General features: G+C 36.4%; 16 protein-coding genes and 1 other annotated feature. Of the genes, 13 read left to right on the plus strand and 3 right to left on the minus strand.

The genetic code is table 11. The features are described from left to right. Positions 1-8: 8 nt before the first annotated feature. The 13 genes from jag to fabF all read left to right on the plus strand — a co-directional run bounded on the left by jag (position 9) and on the right by fabF (position 16403). Positions 9-776, plus strand: a complete 768-nt coding sequence (gene jag, locus AB3H93_RS09705; protein WP_053766571.1) for an RNA-binding cell elongation regulator Jag/EloR — start codon at positions 9-11, stop codon at positions 774-776. A 245-nt stretch (positions 777-1021) separates the two neighbouring features. Continuing rightward, positions 1022-2521: a hypothetical protein gene (locus tag AB3H93_RS09710; protein ID WP_368020492.1), complete on the plus strand. Its 1500-nt coding sequence runs from the start codon at positions 1022-1024 to the stop codon at positions 2519-2521. 605 nt (positions 2522-3126) lie between these two features. Beyond that, positions 3127-4524, plus strand: a complete 1398-nt coding sequence (mnmE, locus tag AB3H93_RS09715; protein ID WP_368020493.1) for a tRNA uridine-5-carboxymethylaminomethyl(34) synthesis GTPase MnmE — start codon at positions 3127-3129, stop codon at positions 4522-4524. Positions 4525-4539: 15 nt separating this feature from the next. Next, on the plus strand, positions 4540-6438 hold the full coding sequence (mnmG, locus tag AB3H93_RS09720) for a tRNA uridine-5-carboxymethylaminomethyl(34) synthesis enzyme MnmG (protein WP_010720510.1): 1899 nt from the start codon (positions 4540-4542) through the stop codon (positions 6436-6438). A 569-nt stretch (positions 6439-7007) separates the two neighbouring features. After that, positions 7008-8039 carry an FUSC family protein gene (locus AB3H93_RS09725; RefSeq protein WP_010736771.1) on the plus strand — a complete coding sequence of 344 codons (1032 nt, stop codon included), beginning with the start codon at positions 7008-7010 and terminating at the stop codon, positions 8037-8039. Positions 8040-8380: 341 nt separating this feature from the next. Next, positions 8381-9094 (plus strand): 16S rRNA (guanine(527)-N(7))-methyltransferase RsmG, encoded by a 714-nt coding sequence (gene rsmG, locus AB3H93_RS09730; RefSeq protein ID WP_010720513.1) that lies wholly within the window; start codon positions 8381-8383, stop codon positions 9092-9094. Positions 9095-9105: 11 nt separating this feature from the next. Then, positions 9106-9873, plus strand: a complete 768-nt coding sequence (locus AB3H93_RS09735; RefSeq protein WP_010736770.1) for a ParA family protein — start codon at positions 9106-9108, stop codon at positions 9871-9873. Then, a complete protein-coding gene (locus AB3H93_RS09740; protein WP_010720515.1) occupies positions 9860-10750 on the plus strand; it encodes a ParB/RepB/Spo0J family partition protein in 891 nt (296 codons plus the stop codon). Before AB3H93_RS09735 ends, AB3H93_RS09740 begins: the two co-directional genes overlap by 14 nt. Positions 10751-10869: 119 nt before the next feature. Then, complete coding sequence (locus AB3H93_RS09745; protein ID WP_010720516.1) at positions 10870-11061, plus strand: DUF951 domain-containing protein; 192 nt, start codon at positions 10870-10872, stop codon at positions 11059-11061. Between the two features lie 8 nt (positions 11062-11069). Beyond that, the gene (ychF, locus tag AB3H93_RS09750) at positions 11070-12170 is read left to right on the plus strand and encodes a redox-regulated ATPase YchF (RefSeq protein ID WP_010720517.1); all 1101 of its coding nucleotides are present in this window, start codon (positions 11070-11072) and stop codon (positions 12168-12170) included. Between the two features lie 86 nt (positions 12171-12256). Then, complete coding sequence (locus AB3H93_RS09755; RefSeq protein ID WP_010720518.1) at positions 12257-12952, plus strand: DUF1129 domain-containing protein; 696 nt, start codon at positions 12257-12259, stop codon at positions 12950-12952. Positions 12953-13272: 320 nt separating this feature from the next. Then, entirely contained in the window at positions 13273-14757 is a 1485-nt protein-coding gene (guaB, locus tag AB3H93_RS09760; protein WP_368020494.1) for an IMP dehydrogenase, read from the plus strand. Between the two features lie 416 nt (positions 14758-15173). Continuing rightward, on the plus strand, positions 15174-16403 hold the full coding sequence (gene fabF, locus AB3H93_RS09765) for a beta-ketoacyl-ACP synthase II (protein ID WP_368020495.1): 1230 nt from the start codon (positions 15174-15176) through the stop codon (positions 16401-16403). A gap of 229 nt (positions 16404-16632) precedes the next feature. Here the strand turns inward: fabF and serS are convergent, their stop codons facing one another. From serS to AB3H93_RS09780, 3 genes are all read right to left on the minus strand, one after another. Next, complete coding sequence (serS, locus tag AB3H93_RS09770; protein ID WP_010736769.1) at positions 16633-17904, minus strand: serine--tRNA ligase; 1272 nt, start codon at positions 17902-17904, stop codon at positions 16633-16635. Positions 17905-17954: 50 nt separating this feature from the next. Next, positions 17955-18173: a binding site (T-box leader), on the minus strand. Positions 18174-18211: 38 nt separating this feature from the next. Further along, positions 18212-19420, minus strand: coding sequence for a sensor histidine kinase (locus AB3H93_RS09775; protein WP_368020496.1), 1209 nt, complete (start codon positions 19418-19420; stop codon positions 18212-18214). Then, the gene (locus AB3H93_RS09780; protein ID WP_010736768.1) at positions 19407-20096 is read right to left on the minus strand and encodes a response regulator transcription factor; all 690 of its coding nucleotides are present in this window, start codon (positions 20094-20096) and stop codon (positions 19407-19409) included. The genes AB3H93_RS09775 and AB3H93_RS09780 overlap by 14 nt, the downstream gene beginning before the upstream one ends. Positions 20097-20679 lie beyond the last annotated feature (583 nt).

The raw sequence follows: 20679 nt of genomic DNA on the forward strand, positions 1-20679 counted from the left end.
GAATGCTAATGCCGATTTATGAAGCTGCGACAATTGATGAAGCAATCCAACTTGGTTTAAACGATTTAGGATTGGATAAAGAGCAAGTTGAAATTGAGATACTAGATGAAGGTAAGAAAGGATTTCTGGGGATCGGGCGTAAGAATGCTCGTCTTAAGATCGAACCTTCAATTAGTGAAACTGTTTCAGAAGCAATTGAAGAAACGGTAGAAGAAGTTTTAGAAGAACCTTTAGAAAAAACGATAGAAGAAACTGAAACCATTGAAGTCTTCACAGAAGACCAACCAGAAGAAGTAGAAACCAGTGAATTAGGCGATGAAGCAGCTTTAACGGAATTAGCAGTCTATCTCACGGATATTACCAAGCAATTAGATGCGCCAGCTTTAGTAAAAATGACCCGCGAAGCAAATACCGTCGTTTTTCAATTAGATACACAAAAACAAGGGATTTTAATTGGCAAACACGGCAAAACATTAAATGCGTTACAGTATTTAGCCCAAGTTTTCATTCACCGTATTGCTAAAAATAAACTATCTGTAGTAGTAAACGTTGGTAATTATCGTGAAAAAAGACAAGAAATCATTCAACGCTTAGCAGATCGTACTGCCGAAAAAGCAATTAAATCCGGTCAACCAGTCTTCTTAGAACCAATGCCGGCATTTGAGAGAAAACAAATCCATGCGGCATTAAGCAAGAATGAATATGTGAAAACTCATTCTGAAGGAGACGAGCCTTATCGTTATCTAGTAGTAGAACCTGTAAAAAAACGATTATAAACACTAAAAGAGTTTGCTTCATTAACAAATGCTTGTTAATGAAATAATGCTTGATAAATAAGAGAAGTTTAAATCAATGAAGTAGCGAAAAAGTAAACTGATTCCTTTTTCGCTACTTTATTTTTGTTGTGTTTTGCAAGAAATCTTTTTTTCTCTGTTTTCTAAAAAAAAGTTTCTTTCTCCAAAATAATCTATGTTACTGTGAATACGACTGGGGGAAAAGGAAGGGGAAAAGGAAGGGAAAAATGGAAGAGAAAAAAAGAAAAAAAATGATAAAAGATATCGAAAAAGCTCGTGAAAAATATGTAAAAAATGAACAAAAGTATATTGCAGAAATGTCGCATGTCTTTAATCAAAAATGGAATTGGACTTCCAATATGCTGGATAATGAGGCTGGAGTAAAATATGATAACCTTATAGAGTATATGTATTTGTATAAAAAGGTAGTTGAAAAAAATCCTGAACAGTTTACAGAAAATGGTAGAGAACGAAAGAACTTAATAAACTCTTTAAACGGTAGTATAGGATGTAGTTACGATAACAAATATTTTAAGCCATGCATGAAAGACTTGGTAAATAATGATCCGGATAGTTTTTTAGTTATACCAATCATGTATAACCTAAGAACAGGCGATGTTCATAGTGTCAGCCTGCTTATTCAAAAAGAAGACAATAAAATTAAAGTGCGCGTTTGTAATAAAGGAGGTCAACTTGTACCTAATGAGGCGCCAAATGTTGATGGAAAAATTTCTCTTGAGCATTTAAATAAAATAGCGTCGTTTTATCAATGGGAAAACTGGAATGATTTTTCCGATAAAGAGAAATTAGACCTTTGGAAAGGCGTTAGTAAGGAGGATAAAGCAGAATTTGTAGAGAGTTTCGCAGCAGTAGAAAAATTGTGGGTAGATCTGGATACCAAACAATTAAAATCAATCTATGTATATGAGTTTGAAGAATCAAAAGAAAACATAGAAGCCATTTCAAAAGCTGTTCGTATAGGAAGATATGCTCCCAAATGGCGAGATTTTTTCAGTTTGTCCCGAAAAGAAGGTGTGAGCTTTGGAAGCTTTTTCCAAGATAAATATATGTTGTTTTTTCATAAGACAACAGAATTTCCGTTAAAAGAGCTTCATCATCATGCATCAGAATGTAAGTTTGAAAATTATGTTGCAAGGTCACAAATGACAGGGGCATGTATCGTAAAAAATATAGGATTAGCATTCAAATATACACTAGGTTATAAAACTAAGGCAATTATTAAAGACAAAGAGTATGATCAATGTAAACAAATTGAGGGTATGGATGAAATGCTGCTAAAAGTTGCTAAAGATGAGGTCAAGAACCAGAGTTATAGTGATTTACTTGATCAGAATTACGCGTTTTTTCTTAAAAATAAAAAAGAATTGGCGCAAGAGACGCCAAGAATGAAAATAGTAAAAAAAGAGTTGTTAATAGATGTTGTAAATGAAGCTGGAGAAAAAGTTGGAGACGTGCTTACAAACCAGTTTCTTATAAATCAGGAAGATGTTAAAAACGAGTTACATAATAGAAAAACGGGTGAAGAATACCTGAGAAAAGTTGCTGCTGTAAATAAAAATGAATCAAAATCTAGTCCTGAAGCTAAGAAAAGAATTAATACTATAAATAAAAAAGTTTCAAAAAAGAAAAAAACAGAAAGACCAAACTCTGGATTGGAAAGATTAAGCTCTGGAATGGAAAGATTAAGCTCTGGAATGGAAAGATAGAGGTAAACCCTCCTGAATAGGGATAAAATAAATGTCTTTTTATCCTATAGTTGAAAATTCATTCAATCATACATAGAAGATCAGTTATATTGAGAAAAACAAAATTTAATGGTTGATATGCGTGGTTCTTTTTAGGAATCACATTGACAAACTTTTTTAAACAAAGTATATTTTATTAGAAATCATTCTTATCGGAGTATACGATGCTTAAGTAGTCTTACTTTGATAGAAAAAGCACATGGAGGTTAGCCTTCGTGTGTTTTTTTGTAGAACTGAGATGAGATAGCGATTTGTTTTGAATGGCTATTTTTTATGTTGAATAGTCGTGAAAAGGATCGCGACGATACAAAGGATGAAATAAAAAGAATGTACAATATCCTCAAATCAGAATGAATGTATAAATGAAAAAAATTTTTACGATATTGTAAAAAAGCAGAAGTTGTCAGAGTTCTCTATTTTCAATACTTGTGTCTTGTAACTAAATATGATAACCTATGTTCAGAATTTAATCATGGACAAGCAGTCAAAGTGCGAAGTTCACCATTTATTGTAAAGGGTGAAGTGGGCACTTTTTTTGTGCGTAAAATTAAAAAGGGAGTGAAAAAATGGCTGAAATTACTTTAGAATTTGATACGATTGCTGCAATTTCTACCCCACCAGGAGAAGGAGCGATCAGTATTGTTCGACTTAGTGGAGACCAAGCGGTAGCTTTAGCAGATAAAGTCTATCGTTGTGGCAAGAAAAGCTTATTGGAAGTACCTAGTCATACGATTCATTATGGGCATATTACTGATCCGAAGAATGAACAGATCATTGATGAAGTGATGGTTTCTGTTATGTTAGCACCTAAAACATTTACTCGTGAAGATGTCGTTGAAATCAATTGTCATGGTGGGATCGTAGTCGTAAATCAAATTTTACAACTGCTATTACGAGAAGGAGCAAGACTAGCTGAACCTGGAGAATTTACAAAAAGAGCTTTCTTAAATGGTCGTGTAGATCTTTCTCAAGCAGAAGCCGTGATGGATTTAATTCGGGCGAAAACGGACAAAGCAATGGGCTTAGCTTTAAATCAATTAGATGGCAATCTTTCTTCGTTGATTCGTTCATTAAGACAAGAGATCTTAGAAACATTAGCACAAGTAGAAGTCAATATCGATTATCCTGAATACGATGATGTGGAAGAATTGACTACACGATTATTGCTTGAAAAAGCGACGATGATCCAACAAAGGATCCAAGCTTTACTTGCTACATCGAAACAAGGAAAAGTCTTGCGTGAAGGATTAAGTACAGCTATCATCGGTCGTCCAAATGTCGGAAAATCAAGCTTGTTGAATCACTTATTGCGAGAAGAAAAAGCAATTGTAACAGATATTGCGGGAACGACACGAGATGTCATCGAAGAATACGTGAACGTTCGTGGTGTACCATTGAAATTAATTGATACAGCTGGAATCCGCGAAACAGAAGATCTCGTTGAACAGATTGGGGTAGAAAGAAGTCGAAAAGCATTATCTGAATCGGATTTGATTTTATTGGTTTTGAATCAAAGTGAGCCACTGACCAGAGAAGACGAGCAGCTTTTAGAAGCTACTAAGGGTTTGAAACGGATTGTACTTTTAAATAAAACAGATTTGCCGCAAAAGTTAGAAAAAGAAGAACTTAATCAATGGTTAGAAGATGAACCGGTGTTTGCCGTTTCTGTGGCTAAAAATGATGGTTTAGATCAATTAGAAACAGCTATCGCTGACTTATTCTTTGGTGGGCAAACCGGTGAAAGAGATGCTACGTATGTATCAAATACCAGACATATTGCTCTACTTGAAAAAGCATCAATTTCATTAGCAGAAGTAGTTGCTGGGATTGAAGCAGGTATGCCTGTCGATCTTGTTCAAATCGATATGACACGCTGTTGGGACTACTTAGGGGAAGTCGTTGGAGACAGTGTACAAGATGAATTAATCACTCAATTATTCAGTCAATTCTGTTTAGGAAAATAAAAGGAGGAAATGTACTTGAATCATTATCAAGCAGATACTTATGACGTCATCGTTGTAGGGGCAGGACATGCTGGTTCAGAAGCAGCGTTGGCTGCAGCCAGAATGGGCTCCAAAACGTTATTACTAACTATCAACCTAGACATGGTGGCGTTCATGCCATGTAACCCTTCAGTTGGAGGACCAGCAAAAGGTGTCGTAGTGAGGGAAATCGATGCCCTTGGTGGCGAAATGGGTAAAAATATCGATAAAACGTACATTCAAATGAGAATGTTAAACACAGGAAAAGGGCCTGCTGTGCGTGCTTTAAGAGCGCAAGCAGACAAGCATGCTTATTCCGCAGAAATGAAGCATACGATAGAAAAAGAACCTAATTTGACGTTGCGCCAAGGAATCGTCGAAGAATTAATCGTCGAAGAGGGTGTTTGTCGAGGCGTGGTGACATCAACTGGCGCTTGCTACCAAGCAAAAGCTGTCGTCATTACTGCTGGCACAGCTTTAAGAGGTGAAATCATCATCGGAGAATTGAAGTATTCATCTGGACCCAATAATTCACAACCTTCTGTTGGATTAGCTAATAATCTAAAAGAATTGGGTTTTGCGATTGATCGTTTCAAAACAGGGACACCTCCTCGGGTTAAATCAAGTACGATTGATTATTCAGTGACCGAAGAGCAACCTGGCGATAAAGAACCAAATCATTTTAGTTTTAGCACACCAGATAGTGCATACAACTTAGAACAAGAATCTTGCTGGTTGACTTATACCGGTGAAACGACTCATAAAATCATACGTGATAACTTGCATCGTGCACCGATGTTTACTGGAATCGTTGAAGGTGTGGGCGCTCGCTATTGTCCATCGATTGAAGATAAGATCGTACGTTTTGCAGATAAACCAAGACATCAATTGTTTTTAGAACCAGAAGGCTTGCATACGGAAGAAGTATACGTTCAAGGATTATCGACTTCATTACCAGAAGATGTCCAAGTGGATATGCTACACTCTATCGCAGGACTGGAAAAAGTTGAAATGATGCGTACGGGATATGCGATCGAATATGACGTTGTCGAACCCCATCAATTACGTCCAACGCTCGAAACGAAAGTCATCGAAAACCTTTATACTGCAGGTCAAACGAATGGGACTAGTGGTTATGAAGAAGCAGCGGGCCAAGGGCTGATTGCTGGAATCAATGCAGCGCTCAAAGTCCAAGGAAAAGAGCCTTTGATCATCAAACGCAGTGACGGTTATATTGGTGTTATGATTGATGACCTAGTGACTAAAGGAACCAATGAACCTTATCGCTTGCTCACTTCACGTGCTGAATATCGTTTATTATTGCGTCATGACAATGCAGATCTACGTTTGACGGAGATGGGACACCAAGTAGGTTTAGTCAAAGAAGACCAATACCAAGCTTATCTGAAAAAGAAAGCTGCTGTTGAAGCAGAAATTAAACGTTTGATGACTGTCCGGATCAAACCGACAGAAGAAGTCCAAGCATTTTTGGCAACTATCAATGCTGCGCCATTAAAAGACGGGGTTTTAGCGAGTGACTTTTTGAAGCGACCTGAAATTAGCTACAGCGATTTAATGTTGTTTATTCCGGAAAATGAAGCATTGACAGCGAAAGAAATTGAACAAGTTGAAATTCAGATCAAGTACGAAGGATACATTAAAAAAGCACTTGAAAAAGTAGAAAAATTAAAACGAATGGAAGCCAAAAAAATACCAGAAAATATCGACTACGCAGCAATTAATGGATTGGCTACAGAAGCAAAACAAAAACTACAAAAAATCCAACCAGAAACCATTGCTCAAGCTAGCCGTATCAGTGGTGTAAACCCCGCTGATCTAAGTATTTTGATGGTCTACATCGAACAAGGGAAGATTGCGAAAGTGGAAAACCTCTGATTTACGGTTTTCCAGAAGTAGCTACATTGGAAAATTAGCCGAAGATTTCAAAAAATAGGAGGAACTATTTTTTGATTCTCCGGCTTATTTCTTAGAGCTAGATACTCCTGTTGGAATCTCTAGAAGATAGTTTTTTCGTCTTTTTAGCAACGATACCAGTAAAGAGAAATCTTAGCACCATCAATGGACAGGAAGTATTTTGCTTTTTGTCCATTTTTTGATGGCGTAAATCTCCTTTTTTCAGGACACAATTCAATTGGATAGGTTGAGCTAGAATTGATGGGAAATTACCTCGTAAGTCTCGAGTCCCTCCTATTTATAGATTGAGCCAAAAATTTGAGAAGTATCAAGTAGGTAACAATCAATAGCAAAAACTAGTGTTTGTGTTTTCTGTCAATTTCTGGAAATTCTTTCTTATTTCTCGATGTTAAACACTTTTGTCTCAACCCCCACTTAATTTTTTATGAAAAATAAAGAAATTGTTGTTATACTAAATGATGTTGATAGAAACGAGAGCGAAACATTGGAGCCTCAACATCTAAATAAAGATAGAAGAAAGGAGCGATTGGTTGTTCAAAACTTATTTTCGTTTTAATAAGATTCAAGATAACCCATTTCGTATCATGAACCTTATGCTATTGATTTTTATCGTACTATGGTTAGGATACATAAACCAGAATTTCTTGATTTCAAGTTTTTCTTCATTAGGGATCTTTACTTTTTTCTATTATCAAAATATACCCATGAAACATTTAATTAAGCGCATGTTTTTCATTGGTTGTGGACTTTTATTTGCCTTTGTATTAGGAATGTTATCAACCTATGTTTTATGGTTGGAACCTTTTGCTGTAGCTGTAGTGGCTTTTGCCAGCCGGTTTATTTTGCGGTTGTTCCATATTTCAAAACCAGGTGGCTTATTTTTTGCGATGCTTTCGGCGATGGGAACAAGTATGCAGTTACCGATTGATCATTTGCCAATGGTTTCTCTTTATTTTTTCATGGGGGTCATGTTTTCATTGATCGCTGCAGTTATCACCAAGTTACTTGATTCACGTCCAGAACAAGCCATTGAACAAATCTCTTTAAAAGAGAGATTCCAAGAAGAACCGTTAGTGATTATTGATTCTGTTTTCTACAGTGTTGCTTTATTTCTTTCCGTCTATATTAGTCACGGATTGCAGTTGCACAATCCTTACTGGTTAACTCTTTCTTGTGCTTCTATTCTTTTAGCTGAGAATTTGGATGCAATGAAACATCGGCAAGTACAATATTTGATTGGTTCCATGGGGGGCTTATGTGTGTCGGCTGTTTTATCCTTTGTACCATTTACTCAGTTACAAACGATTTTTCTGATCACTTTTCTTTACGGTATCTCACAATTTTTGGTTGCTAGAAATTATGCGGTTGCCAACATTTTTCTTAATCCGATGGCACTGATGTTATCGACACTAATTCGTGGGGCATACTTGATATCCTTGATCGAATATCGCTTTTTGGGAATCGTTATCGGAAGTTTTATTGGTTTAGGTGCTGCATGGGTCATGACCGTTGGGTTACAGCACTATCTCAATGTTGTGCGGAGAAAATTAGAGACAAAATAATAAATAAAAGTATATACAAAAAAAAAGCCAGTTCGTTTTTGAAGTGAGGATCAAAGACGAGCTGATTTTTTTAACCCATACATTTGATATGTGTTCATTTTTTGTTTAAATTTGAATAAAAAATCAACTAGCGTTAAAAATTATAGATAACCTAGTTAAGGCATTTATTTTTTTTTAATTACTTACATATAGAAGGATGTGTACTTCCTAGTGCTTCCTTTTTAATTTTTTAAAACCTCCTATAAATTTACCGGTAGAAAGATTGCAACTCGATTCATTTTGCGTTAAAGTAAAAAGAGATTTCGTGAAACAATTGCTGTTTCACAATGAAAGGATTAATTATGACACCAGAAGAATTTCGTCAAGCATTGGCAGATAAAGACATCCATTTATCTGATCAACAAATGAGTCAATTTGAACGTTACTATCAGTGGTTAGTTGAGTGGAACGAAAAAATGAATTTAACAGCCATCACGGAAAAAAATGACGTTTATTTGAAGCATTTCTATGATTCATTAACGTTAGCTTTTGAGGTGGACTTTTCTCAGCCTCTTTCACTTTGCGACGTAGGTTCAGGCGCAGGTTTTCCGAGTATCCCACTGAAAATTGCGTTTCCTAACTTACAGATCACGATCGTTGATTCACTGAATAAACGAATCAATTTTTTAACGGAATTAACAAAAGAACTTGGTATCACAGCGGCACTTCATCACGATCGTGCCGAGACATTTGGTCAAAATCCTCAATTCCGAGCTTCATTTGACTTAGTGACTGCTCGCGCTGTGGCAAGATTGAATGTTTTAGCAGAACTGTGTTTGCCTCTAGTGAAACAAGAAGGATACTTTTATGCGCTGAAAGCTGCAAAAAGCGAAGAAGAACTAATAGAAGCCAAGCATGCGATCGCAATCTTAGGGGGAAAGTTTATCAAAGAAGATGCGATAGAATTACCGAAAATATCTGACAAGCGACATATTTTGGTAATCCAAAAGAAGAAAGTCACCCCGAAAAAATACCCAAGAAAACCTGGTATGCCAAATAAGCAACCAATCAAGTAGGAGGAGAAGAGATGGCACAAATAATATCTGTTGCAAACCAAAAAGGTGGCGTAGGTAAAACGACGACCACTGTTAACTTAGGTGCTTGCTTAGCTAGTCTTGGTAAAAGAGTCTTGTTAGTGGATATGGATGCACAAGGCAATGCCACAAGTGGTGTCGGTATTCGAAAACCAGATGTTACTCAAGATATTTATGATGTCTTAGTCAATGAGCTACCGATTGCCGAAGCAACTCTTGTTACCGAACATGAAAATTTGAGTATTGTGCCTGCCACTCTTCAATTAGCAGGAGCAGAAATCGAATTAACTTCAATGATGGCCAGAGAGTCTCGCTTGAAAGGTTCTTTAGCCGAAGTGAACGATCAATATGATTATATTCTGATTGATTGCCCACCTTCATTAGGTCATTTGACTATTAATTCATTTACAGCTAGCGATTCTATTCTGATCCCAGTGCAATGTGAATATTATGCATTAGAAGGATTGAGTCAATTACTCAATACAGTTCGTTTAGTTCAAAAGCATTTCAATCCAGAATTGGAGATTGAAGGCGTCTTACTTACAATGTATGATGCACGTACGAACTTAGGAAATGAAGTCGTGGAAGAAGTCCGAAAGTATTTCCGTGAGAAGGTCTATGAAACGATTATTCCAAGAAATATTCGTCTTTCAGAAGCACCAAGTCATGGAATGCCGATCATTGATTATGATCCACGTTCTAGAGGAGCTGAAGTTTACCAAGCATTGGCAAAGGAAGTGGTTAACCGTGAAGAAAAGTAAAGGATTAGGACGAGGGATCGATGCGTTATTTCAAGATTTAGAGAATTTAGAAACTGTGGATGTTGAAGATGAAACAGTTGTACAATTACCACTAAACGAATTACGCCCTAACCCTTATCAACCACGTAAAACATTTGAAGAAGTCTCGCTTCAAGAATTGGCAAACTCCATTGAGCAATCAGGCGTGTTTCAACCGATTATCGTCCGTCGTTCGGCAGTAAAAGGATATGAAATCATTGCTGGTGAACGTCGTTTCCGAGCTTCTAAGTTAGCAGAAAAAGCGACCATTCCTGCAATTGTTCGTGACTTTGATGAAGAAGCAATGATGCAAGTCGCTGTTTTGGAAAACTTGCAACGTGAAGACTTGAACCCATTAGAAGAAGCTGAAGCCTATGATATGCTGATGAAAAATCTTAAACTTACGCAAGCAGAAGTAGCGAAACGCTTAGGTAAAAGTCGTCCATATATCGCAAACTATCTCCGTCTGTTAACGTTACCTGATTTAGTGAAGGAAATGGTCCAAGATCAACGATTATCGATGGGACAAGCTCGTACCTTATTAGGTCTAAAAAACAAAAGTTTGATTCTAAAATTAGCGAATCGAGCAGTTATGGAAAATCTAACGGTTCGTCAGTTGGAACAAATTGTTTCGCAATTAAATCAAAACGATGGGAAAGAAAAAAAGAAAATCCCTCGACTAGCAAAAGAAAAGCCTTATTATATACGTGAAAGTGAAGACCGCTTGATGGATAAGTTTGGTACAAGTGTCGCTATCCAAGAAAAAGACGGTAAAGGAAAGATTGAAATTGAGTACCTTTCGCAAAATGATTTGACAAGAATCCTTGATATCCTTAATATTCAATTCGATGAAGAATAAGTAATAGAAAAGAAGCGTTCAATTCAGACCAATCAACCTTAATTTTTACGATCACTATATGAATATCAAAAAGACGTGGGAACCGTTCTTAAGAGAAATGACTAAAGGAGGGGACTTTTATGTACGACTTACATGATATTGTTGAAATGAAAAAACCTCATGCTTGTCAGACCAACCGTTGGGAAATCATCCGCATGGGAGCGGACATCAAAATCAAATGCGTCAATTGCGGGCACATCGTTATGATGACTCGTCGAGAATTTGAGAAAAAATTAAAAAAAGTACTTGAAAAAAATGCAGAGAAAGAGTGAATAAATCTATGGCATTAACTGCTGGAATTGTTGGATTACCCAATGTCGGTAAATCAACTTTATTTAACGCAATCACCAAAGCTGGAGCAGAAGCAGCGAACTATCCTTTTGCAACCATTGATCCGAATGTAGGAATGGTAGAAGTTCCCGATTGGCGTTTACAACGCTTAACTGAACTTGTTCATCCTAAAAAAACCGTGCCAACAACATTTGAATTTACGGATATTGCAGGAATCGTTAAAGGTGCAAGTAAAGGGGAAGGCTTGGGAAATCAATTTCTAAGTCATATCCGCCAAGTTGATGCGATTTGTCATGTGGTCCGTTGTTTCGATGATGACAACATCACACATGTTGAAGGACGAGTTGACCCATTAGCGGATATTGATACGATCAATCTAGAATTAGTATTGGCAGATCTGGAATCGATCACTAAACGCTATACTCGAGTAGCAAAAATCGCAAAAACGAAAGACAAAGATGCAGTTGCTGAATTAGCTGTTTTAGATAAAATCAAGCCAGTCTTAGAAGAAGGCCGTTCAGCTCGCTCTATCGAATTTACGGACGAAGAACAAAAAATCGTTAAATCATTGTTTTTATTGACTACCAAACCAATCTTATATGTAGCAAACGTTGCAGAAGATGAAGTAGCAGATAGCGATACGAATCACTACGTTCAAGCTGTACGTAATTTTGCTGCCGAAGAAAATGCAGAAGTTATCGTAGTCAGCGCACGTGCAGAGGAAGAAATTGCTGAACTAGACGAAGAAGATAAAGCAGAATTCTTAGAAGCTTTAGGAATTGAAGAGTCTGGATTAGATCAATTAATTCGTGCAGCCTATGATTTGCTAGGATTAGCTACGTACTTTACAGCAGGAGAACAAGAAGTTCGGGCTTGGACATTTAAAAAAGGCATCAAAGCACCTCAAGCAGCTGGGATTATCCATTCAGACTTTGAGCGTGGATTTATCCGTGCGGAAACTGTTTCTTTTGAAGATCTAGATCATTATGGAAATATGCATGCTGCCAAAGAAGCTGGCCGTGTTCGTCTAGAAGGTAAAGACTATGTAGTCCAAGATGGCGACGTTATGTTATTCCGTTTTAATGTATAAAAGGGCTATCAAACGATACGTATAGTATGTTAGAATGTCTTTTGTGACAACCGTTAAAGTAGCGGCTAAGGAGGACTATTTAGATCATGGAATCAGAACAATTACGTGAAATTGTAAAAGAAAACAATCAATTAGAAGAAAAATTAACTAAAAGAAACCAACAATATATTTTTGACTTAAAAAAATCTTTAGAAGCAGCTAATCTATCCGAAGAGGAAAAGGTAAAAGCACTTCATGACATCCTTCCAACCTTAGTGTCTGAACAAAAAGGTGGAAAAACAGCCAGACAATTATTTGGAACTGTCTCTGAAAGAACTGAAGCAATTATCAACAAACCAGTTGAAGCAAAGGTAAATTCTAAACCACTATTGATGTGGCTAGACAATACATTCCTGTTATTAGGTTTGTTGAGTATCATGATTGCTATTACCGGATTGTTTTCACGTGGAACAACGCCAGCTTATGGAATCACAACTTTGGTCTTTGGATCAGCTGTTGGTGGTTGGGTATTTTACCTGATGTATAAATACATTTATCAATATGAGTATCCGGGAGCAGATCGTAGTAAAAAGCCAGGTATGGGTAAAACATTGTTGATCTTAACTGGAACTACATTGGTCTGGGTGGTTGCCTTTTCCGCTACCACACTTCTTCCTCCAGTACTGAATCCGTTGTTAGATCCAGTAGTTATCATCATTATTGGGGCTGCTGCACTAGCTTTGCGTTATTACATGAAGAAAAAATATGGAATCGTTGGAAGTTTATCTGTACCTAGAAGATAATTCGTTAAAGTACGATTCGATGTATATCAATGATGAGAGATCATTATTTGAAACAGTTGTTTGTTTTGAATAGTGGTCTCTCATTTTTTATGGAGAAATGGTTAAAACAGATAGAACAAAAATTTGAGAAACTTGGTAAATTTAATCAGTAGCTTCTCTTAAAAGAGTTTCTCGTTATCAACCATATATAACTTGTAATGGAAGCGCTTATAATAAGGATATTCTTAGAAACAGTGTGGATTATGGGAAGACGGTTGACTTAATAGAAAAAATCGATTATTTTAATAGATAAACTAAAAACTAGAGGAGTGGTACTAAAAATGTCCAACTGGGAAACAAAGTTCACGAAAAAAGGGTTTACTTTCGATGATGTCTTACTGATACCAGCAGAAAGTCACGTGTTACCAAACGAAGTGGATATGAGTGTACAATTAGCAAAAAATATTAAGTTGAATATCCCGATCATCAGTGCAAGTATGGACACTGTAACTGATAGTAAGATGGCTATTGCGATGGCTAGACAAGGTGGATTAGGTGTTATTCATAAAAATATGACAATTAGTCAACAAGCAGACGAAGTGCGCAAAGTCAAACGTTCTGAAAGTGGTGTGATCATTGATCCATTTTTCTTAACACCGCAACATCTTGTAGCAGATGCAGAAGAATTGATGAGCAAATATCGAATTAGCGGTGTACCGATCGTTGAGACTTTAGAAAACAGAAAACTTGTTGGTATTATTACGAACCGTGACATGCGCTTTGTAACTGATTATCATATGGAAATCAATGATGTGATGACCAAAGAAAACTTAGTAACAGCCCCAGTCGGTACTTCTCTAAAAGACGCAGAAAAAATATTGCAAAAACATAAAATTGAAAAATTACCTATCGTTGACAACGATGGTTGTTTAAGTGGATTGATCACAATCAAAGATATTGAAAAAGTGATTGAATTTCCCAACGCTGCCAAAGATGAACATGGACGTCTACTTGTAGCTGCTGCTGTCGGTGTTACAAGTGATACATTTGAGCGTGCAGGTGCCTTGTTGGAAGCAGGAGCAGATGCAATCGTTATTGATACAGCACATGGTCATAGTGCTGGAGTGATTCGTAAAATCCAAGAAATTCGTTCTACCTTTAAAGATGCTACTTTGATTGCCGGTAACGTAGCGACAGCGGAAGCAACAAAAGCATTATATGATGCGGGTGTGGATGTCGTAAAAGTCGGTATCGGACCAGGATCAATTTGTACAACACGTGTGGTTGCCGGTGTAGGTGTACCACAATTAACAGCGATTTATGATGCTGCTTCTGTCGCACGACAATATGGCAAAGCAATTATTGCTGATGGCGGAATCAAATATTCCGGTGATATCGTCAAAGCATTAGCTGCTGGAGGACATGCCGTCATGTTAGGTAGTATGTTGGCCGGTACAGATGAATCTCCAGGTGAATTTGAGATTTTCCAAGGACGACGTTTTAAAACTTATCGTGGTATGGGTTCATTGGGCGCAATGGAAAAAGGTTCAAAAGATCGTTATTTCCAAGGTAGCGTCAATGAAGCGAATAAATTAGTACCAGAAGGAATCGAAGGACGTGTGGCCTACAAAGGAAGCGTTGCGGATATTATCTTCCAAATGATCGGTGGATTAAAATCTGGTATGGGTTATGTTGGTGCAGGCAACTTGAAACAATTGCGTGACGATGCACAATTCATCCAAATGAGTGGCAATGGATTGAAAGAATCTCATCCACATGATGTCCAAATTACAAAAGAAGCACCTAACTATTCAGTAGAATCTTAATCAATTAAGGGAAAAAGACTCAACATATTCCGCTTTAGGAGTCAAGTGAATATTCGAAATAAGTAGAATACTTAGAGCATTGTTTTTAAAGTAAAAAAGTCGTCAATCTTAAAATTTGTTTTTCTAAATTTTAAGATTGATGACTTTTTTTCGTCTGACTATGTTGTTTTTGCTCAATATCCAAATAAGAGTGACCACTAAGCCGCTGTTGTATAAATTTAAACCACTGTGAAGTTGAGCGGTAAAGGAGCTAATAAGCATTTTTTACGATAAATTTATTAAAAAAAATATGTTTTAATAACAAATTTTTGTTTTTTTTAGTTAAATTACTATATAGTTAAGATTTTTTAATATGTTAGAATATATCTGAGTTATATTTATATTTTGTTATTTTATGATAGTAAGGAGTTTATAAGATGATAAAAAGAGTAGTTATAACTGGAAGGGGAACTATCTCTTCTTCTGGAAAAAATGCAGAAGAGTTATGGACAAATGTGAGTAATGGTATTTCTGGGATAAAAAAGATAGAAGCAGAGGAATTTAGTAATTTAGAAACAAGGATTGGTGGAATTATTTCTGATTATGCGATTGACCAGTATCTTAATCAAAAAGAGATCAAGAGAACAGATCGTTTCACTCATTTTTCAGTAATCAGTTCTATGCAAGCGCTATCTGAAGCGAGTTTTGATCATAAGGATTTTGATTTGGAAAAATGTGGCGTTATGATTGGTACAGGAATAGGTGGTATTCACTCTTTAATTGAAAATCAAAACATTATGGAAAAGAAAGGAAGTAATCGTGTTTCTCCTTTAGTAGTTCCTAAGTCAATAGGCAATATAGCGGGAGGTTTCGTATCAATTAAGACTGGATTTAAAGATGTGACTTTGTGTCCTATTTCAGCTTGTGCTTCGGGAAATCAAGCGATAGGAGAAGCATTTCTTAGAATTAAATATGGGCTAAGTGAAGCAATACTTGCAGGTGGAGCAGAAGCTTCGATTGTACCTATTGCTTTTGCTGGGTACAACCAAATGCAAGCTTTATCTACGAGGAATGAGCAACCGAATTTAGCTTTGAAACCTTTTGACAAAAATAGGGATGGCTTTGTCATGTCAGAAGGAGCTGGGATCGTTTTTTTAGAAGAATTCGAACATGCAAGATCACGCGGAGCGAAAATTTTAGGTGAAATTATCGGATACGGGATGACTTCAGATGCTTATCATATGACTACACCTCATTCAGAAGGAGCCAGTCGTGCCATCCAAAAAGCACTTGAAATGGGAAAAATTAGTGCGAATGAAATTGATTATATAAATGCGCATGCAACAGGTACTAAAGTTGGAGATATTAGTGAAAGTCGAGCAATCAAAAAGGTTTTTGGAAAGCATGCTGAACAATTATTGATTAGCTCTACAAAGTCCTCAACAGGACATCTATTAGGTGCAGCAGGAGGCATTGAAGCAGTGATTAGCTTGAAAGCGATGGAGTATAATATTTTACCACCAACTATTAACCTGACAGAACCCGATGAAGATTGTGATTTGAATTATATTCCCAATAATAAAATTCATCATCAAGCAAATATTATTCTTTCAAATGGTTTTGGCTTTGGTGGGCATAATACTTCTATAATTATAAGAAAATTATAAAAAAGCCGGTAAATTACAGAACTTCTGAACGAGAATAGAGTGGGGAAATAGTCCTTTTTAAAAAGAAAATAAACATACTAAGATTAGTGAGCCTGAGACAAAACTTGTCTCAGGCTCTTCTAGTATCTCTAAAAACGAATAAACGGCGTTCAAGAAGCAACTCCTCAACAATAAGCGAGGAGCTGACCGCTTATTTCATGACCTCTTTATATAAATAAGACAAGGCGGTCTACTTTATCACTTTTAAATTTCCCATGTAAGGAACTAATACTTCTGGAACAGTCACTGATCCATCTTCATTTTGGTAGTTTTCAAGGATCGCTGCGACAGTTCGGCCGACTGCAAGTCCTGAACCATTCAGTGTATGAGCATAGTGGATTTTTCCGTCTGCATCACGGTAACGGATCATTGCGCGTCGTGCTTGGAAATCTTCACAGTTTGAACATGAGCTGATTTCACGATATGTTTCTTGTGCAGGGATCCATACTTCTAAGTCATATGTTTTGGCAGCAGAGAAGCCCATATCTCCAGTAGATAATGCTACTACACGGTAAGGTAAATGTAATTTTTGTAGAATATCTTCAGCATCGGCTGTCATTTTTTCTAGCTCATCATAAGAATGTTCTGCATCAGAGAATTTGACCATTTCTACTTTATTAAATTGGTGTAAACGAATCAATCCTCGAGTATCACGGCCGGCACTCCCTGCTTCCGAACGAAATGCGGGACTAAGAGCAGTGAAATAAATCGGTAAATCTTGCCCATCTAAGATCTCATCGTTGTAATAGTTTGTTAATGGAACTTCCGCTGTTGGGATCAATGTCAAATCTGTATCTTCTAATTGGAAAACATCTTCTTTAAACTTAGGAAATTGCCCAGTTCCGAACATAGCCCGACTATTTACGATATAAGGAGTAATCATTTCTGTATAGTCATGTTCATAGATGTGTTGATCTAGCATAAAGTTATAAACGGCACGTTCTAAGCGAGCACCTAATCCTTTATAGTAAACAAAACGACTTCCAGAAACTTTTGCCCCTCTTTCAAAGTCTAAGATACCTAAGTTTTCAGCGATTTCCCAATGTGGTTTCGGTTCAAATGAAAAATTACGAGGCGTGTTCCAACGACGAACTTCCACGTTGTCCTCTTCGTCTTTTCCAACAGGTACAGAATCATCTGGTAAATTTGGTAAGGTAGTCGCAATTTGATGTAACTTTTCATCTACTTGCGCTACTTCTTCATCAAGGGCTTTAATGTTGCCCCCAACTTCTTTCATTTCATTGATTTTAGCTGTTGCATCTTCTTTGTTCCGTTTTAATTGTGCAATTTCTGCTGAAACATCATTACGATATTTTTTTAATTCTTCCGTTTTAACAAGTAATTTTCGACGACTTTCATCTAATTCCATAAATTCAGCTAAGGTTTCTTTTTTGACCCCACGAGTCATTAATTTTTCTTGAACATAATCAAAATTTTGACGCATCATTTTTACATCTAACATTGCAATTCCTCCTTAAATATAATAAAAAAAGACCAATCCATCCTCAATTATCTTGGGACGAATCGGTCTAACATTCGCGGTACCACCCGAGTTCAACATATAAATATGCTGCTCTTGTTAACAGATAACGGCTGTTTTGCCGACCTTTCTTATTTCGAAAGGTACACATCAAAGAACTGGAACTTCCAACTTATTTTTTGCTGATTTACACCATCCATCAGCTCTCTTGAAAAAAATAAAATGTACTGGGTTCTGTGCTATATAGATATGATATATAGAAATGATTGTAATAAGAATATCGGATATTTTAATTTTCGTCAATATGTTCCTGATTTTTGATTGGTAATTTTTCATTTCTTTTTATTGGGAGATGCATGATGAATGAAGTCCAGTGTTTATCAGATTTAGCATAAATATAACCACCATGTAAAGCAACGATACTTTGAGCAATGGCTAAACCTAAACCTGTCCCACCGGTTTCTTGTGAACGAGACTCTTCTACTCGGTAAAAACGGTCAAAAAGATTATCGATTGATTCTCGAGGAATCATAGCTCCATTGTTTTTTACTGTCGCAACGACTTCTGAGCCAACTTTTTCGACTTCAATGACAATTTTTGTAGCGCCTTTGCCGTATTTTAAAGCATTCGTCAGTAAATTATTAAAGACACGAACTAGTTTTTCGGTGTCTCCATCCATAGTTAATGATGGAACCTGTGATGATACAAGGATTTGGATATGTTTTTTTGATGCTTCTAATTCAAAATCAGCAGCTAGTTGTTCAATTAGCTGGATCAGATCAAAAGCCGAAAAATTGACCGGAACAGCTGGTTGTCTGACTTTAGTATACTCAAAAAGATCATCCACTAGTAATTTCATTTGTTTTGCTTTGATATAAGCTGTATGGGTATACTTCAAAAGATCCTCTTTTGTTTGATACTGGCCATCTTCGATTAATCCTAAGTAACCAATAATAGAGGTTAAAGGGGTACGGATATCGTGACTCACATTAGTAATCAATTCATCTTTTGATTTTTCAATTTTCCGTTCATCTTCGATCGCAGCTACTGTACTATCGACTAAACCATTAATGCTTGTTACTACACGACTAAGATCACCTGTTAATTCAAAAGGGATCCGATGGTCATAATTACCATTAGCGATATAGTGAAGCTCGCTAATAATATGACGTAGTTGCATTTGTCGGTAGCGACGGATCAACCGCCAGTATAATACGCCGATATCTAAAAGAAAGAAAAGGGGAATCAGAAAATTTCGGCCGTTCCAAAATAAATCACTATTCAATCGTTGAGCAAAAATATTTTTTGAATCCCAAATCGCATTAGTCAATGAAGGGGAACTACTAATTATTGAAGTAAGGACAACCAAAATCGCAACATTTAATAGTAGAAGGAGAATCACGGTGATAATACCTTCTGCTAATAATTCACTGATTTCCTTAGAAGTTAGATTGATTCGTCGCCGTTTTTCTGTTCCTCTTTTTTTATCTTGCATCAATTTTATAGCCCACTCCCCAAACGGTTTGAATGACTTTTTCTCCACCAGTTGCTTCTTCGATCTTATCTCTCAAATGACTAACATGGACCATAACAGTTTTTGCGGAAACAATACTTTCTTGTTTCCATACACGCTCAAAAATTTCATCTGCACTGAACACACGATTAGGATGACTTGCTAATAAGTATAGAATCCCAAATTCTAATGCTGTAAGCTGAATCTCTTTCCCATCAATTGTTTTTACTTCATGGGAATCTTTGTTAATAATCAAAGAGTTTACTTCTAATATATCCGGTTGATCCGGTGTGATTTGCATTTTTGTTCGACGAAGCAAAGATTTTACTCGTGCCATAACTTCTAAAGGATTAAATGGTTTTGTAACATAATCATCAGCACCAGCAACAAGCCCTTTAATTTTATCCATATCGGTTGTTTTTGCTGTCAACATGATAATCGGTATTTGCGATTCCTTTCGTAATTCTTTAACGACCTGCATGCCATCCATTTCAGGCATCATAATATCCAAAATCAATAACTCAATATCAGGTATCGTTCGAATCTTTGATAATGCTTCTTTCCCATCATAAGCCTTAACAGCTTCATATCCTTCATTGTGAACATAAATACTTAGTAATTCAACAATTTCTTTATCATCATCAGCAATTAATATTTTCATAGATTGTTCCTCCAGAGTTAGAATGATACTATTTACTATTCATTCTAGCAAAAAAATGTCTAAATAGATAAAAGCAACACTTTGTTAAGGAAAATTTTAGAAGGTAAGAGCTAAGTGAAGTGGCTCATAAATAGAAAACTGAACAATCACAGTGCTGAGAAGGCTATCATTAATGAAAAACTGGTTAAAAGCGAACGTTTTTCACTTATAGGATTAGAACGATCGATTACGCTAAAAATGTTGATAAAACAGCTTTTTTCTTATTGACTTTTATTTTTGCTGTTGGTATATTATTATTTGTTCGAAAGAGCAAAGATCGCTAGTGAAAATAGTTGAAATAAACTGTTGACAGAGGGATCGCACCATGATAAGATAACTGAGTCGTAAAAAAACGACAGCTTACGAAGTTTGATTCTATCGAAAAAAACTTCAAAAAAGTTGTTGACAAATAACAAACGACGAGTTATGATAAATGAGTTGCTGAAACACTTCTAAAAAACGAAGTCAAAAAAACTTTTAAAAAAAGAGTTGACAAACAAACGTCGCTCTGATATGATATAAAAGTTGCTACGGCAATCTCAAT

It is taken from the genome of Enterococcus sp. C74 (assembly GCF_040887125.1).
GTDB classification, from domain to species: Bacteria; Bacillota; Bacilli; order Lactobacillales; family Enterococcaceae; genus Enterococcus_B; species Enterococcus_B hirae.

Bases quoted from the DNA above. Each gene is read 5' to 3' on its own strand.
- jag (WP_053766571.1), top strand. From the start codon at position 9: ATGCCGATTTATGAAGCTGCGACAATTGATGAAGCAATCCAACTTGGT.
- AB3H93_RS09710 (WP_368020492.1), top strand. From the start codon at position 1,022: ATGGAAGAGAAAAAAAGAAAAAAAATGATAAAAGATATCGAAAAAGCT.
- mnmE (WP_368020493.1), top strand. From the start codon at position 3,127: ATGGCTGAAATTACTTTAGAATTTGATACGATTGCTGCAATTTCTACC.
- rsmG (WP_010720513.1), top strand. From the start codon at position 8,381: ATGACACCAGAAGAATTTCGTCAAGCATTGGCAGATAAAGACATCCAT.
- AB3H93_RS09735 (WP_010736770.1), top strand. From the start codon at position 9,106: ATGGCACAAATAATATCTGTTGCAAACCAAAAAGGTGGCGTAGGTAAA.
- AB3H93_RS09745 (WP_010720516.1), top strand. From the start codon at position 10,870: ATGTACGACTTACATGATATTGTTGAAATGAAAAAACCTCATGCTTGT.
- ychF (WP_010720517.1), top strand. From the start codon at position 11,070: ATGGCATTAACTGCTGGAATTGTTGGATTACCCAATGTCGGTAAATCA.
- AB3H93_RS09755 (WP_010720518.1), top strand. From the start codon at position 12,257: ATGGAATCAGAACAATTACGTGAAATTGTAAAAGAAAACAATCAATTA.
- guaB (WP_368020494.1), top strand. From the start codon at position 13,273: ATGTCCAACTGGGAAACAAAGTTCACGAAAAAAGGGTTTACTTTCGAT.
- fabF (WP_368020495.1), top strand. From the start codon at position 15,174: ATGATAAAAAGAGTAGTTATAACTGGAAGGGGAACTATCTCTTCTTCT.
- serS (WP_010736769.1), bottom strand. From the start codon at position 17,904: ATGTTAGATGTAAAAATGATGCGTCAAAATTTTGATTATGTTCAAGAA.
- AB3H93_RS09780 (WP_010736768.1), bottom strand. From the start codon at position 20,096: ATGAAAATATTAATTGCTGATGATGATAAAGAAATTGTTGAATTACTA.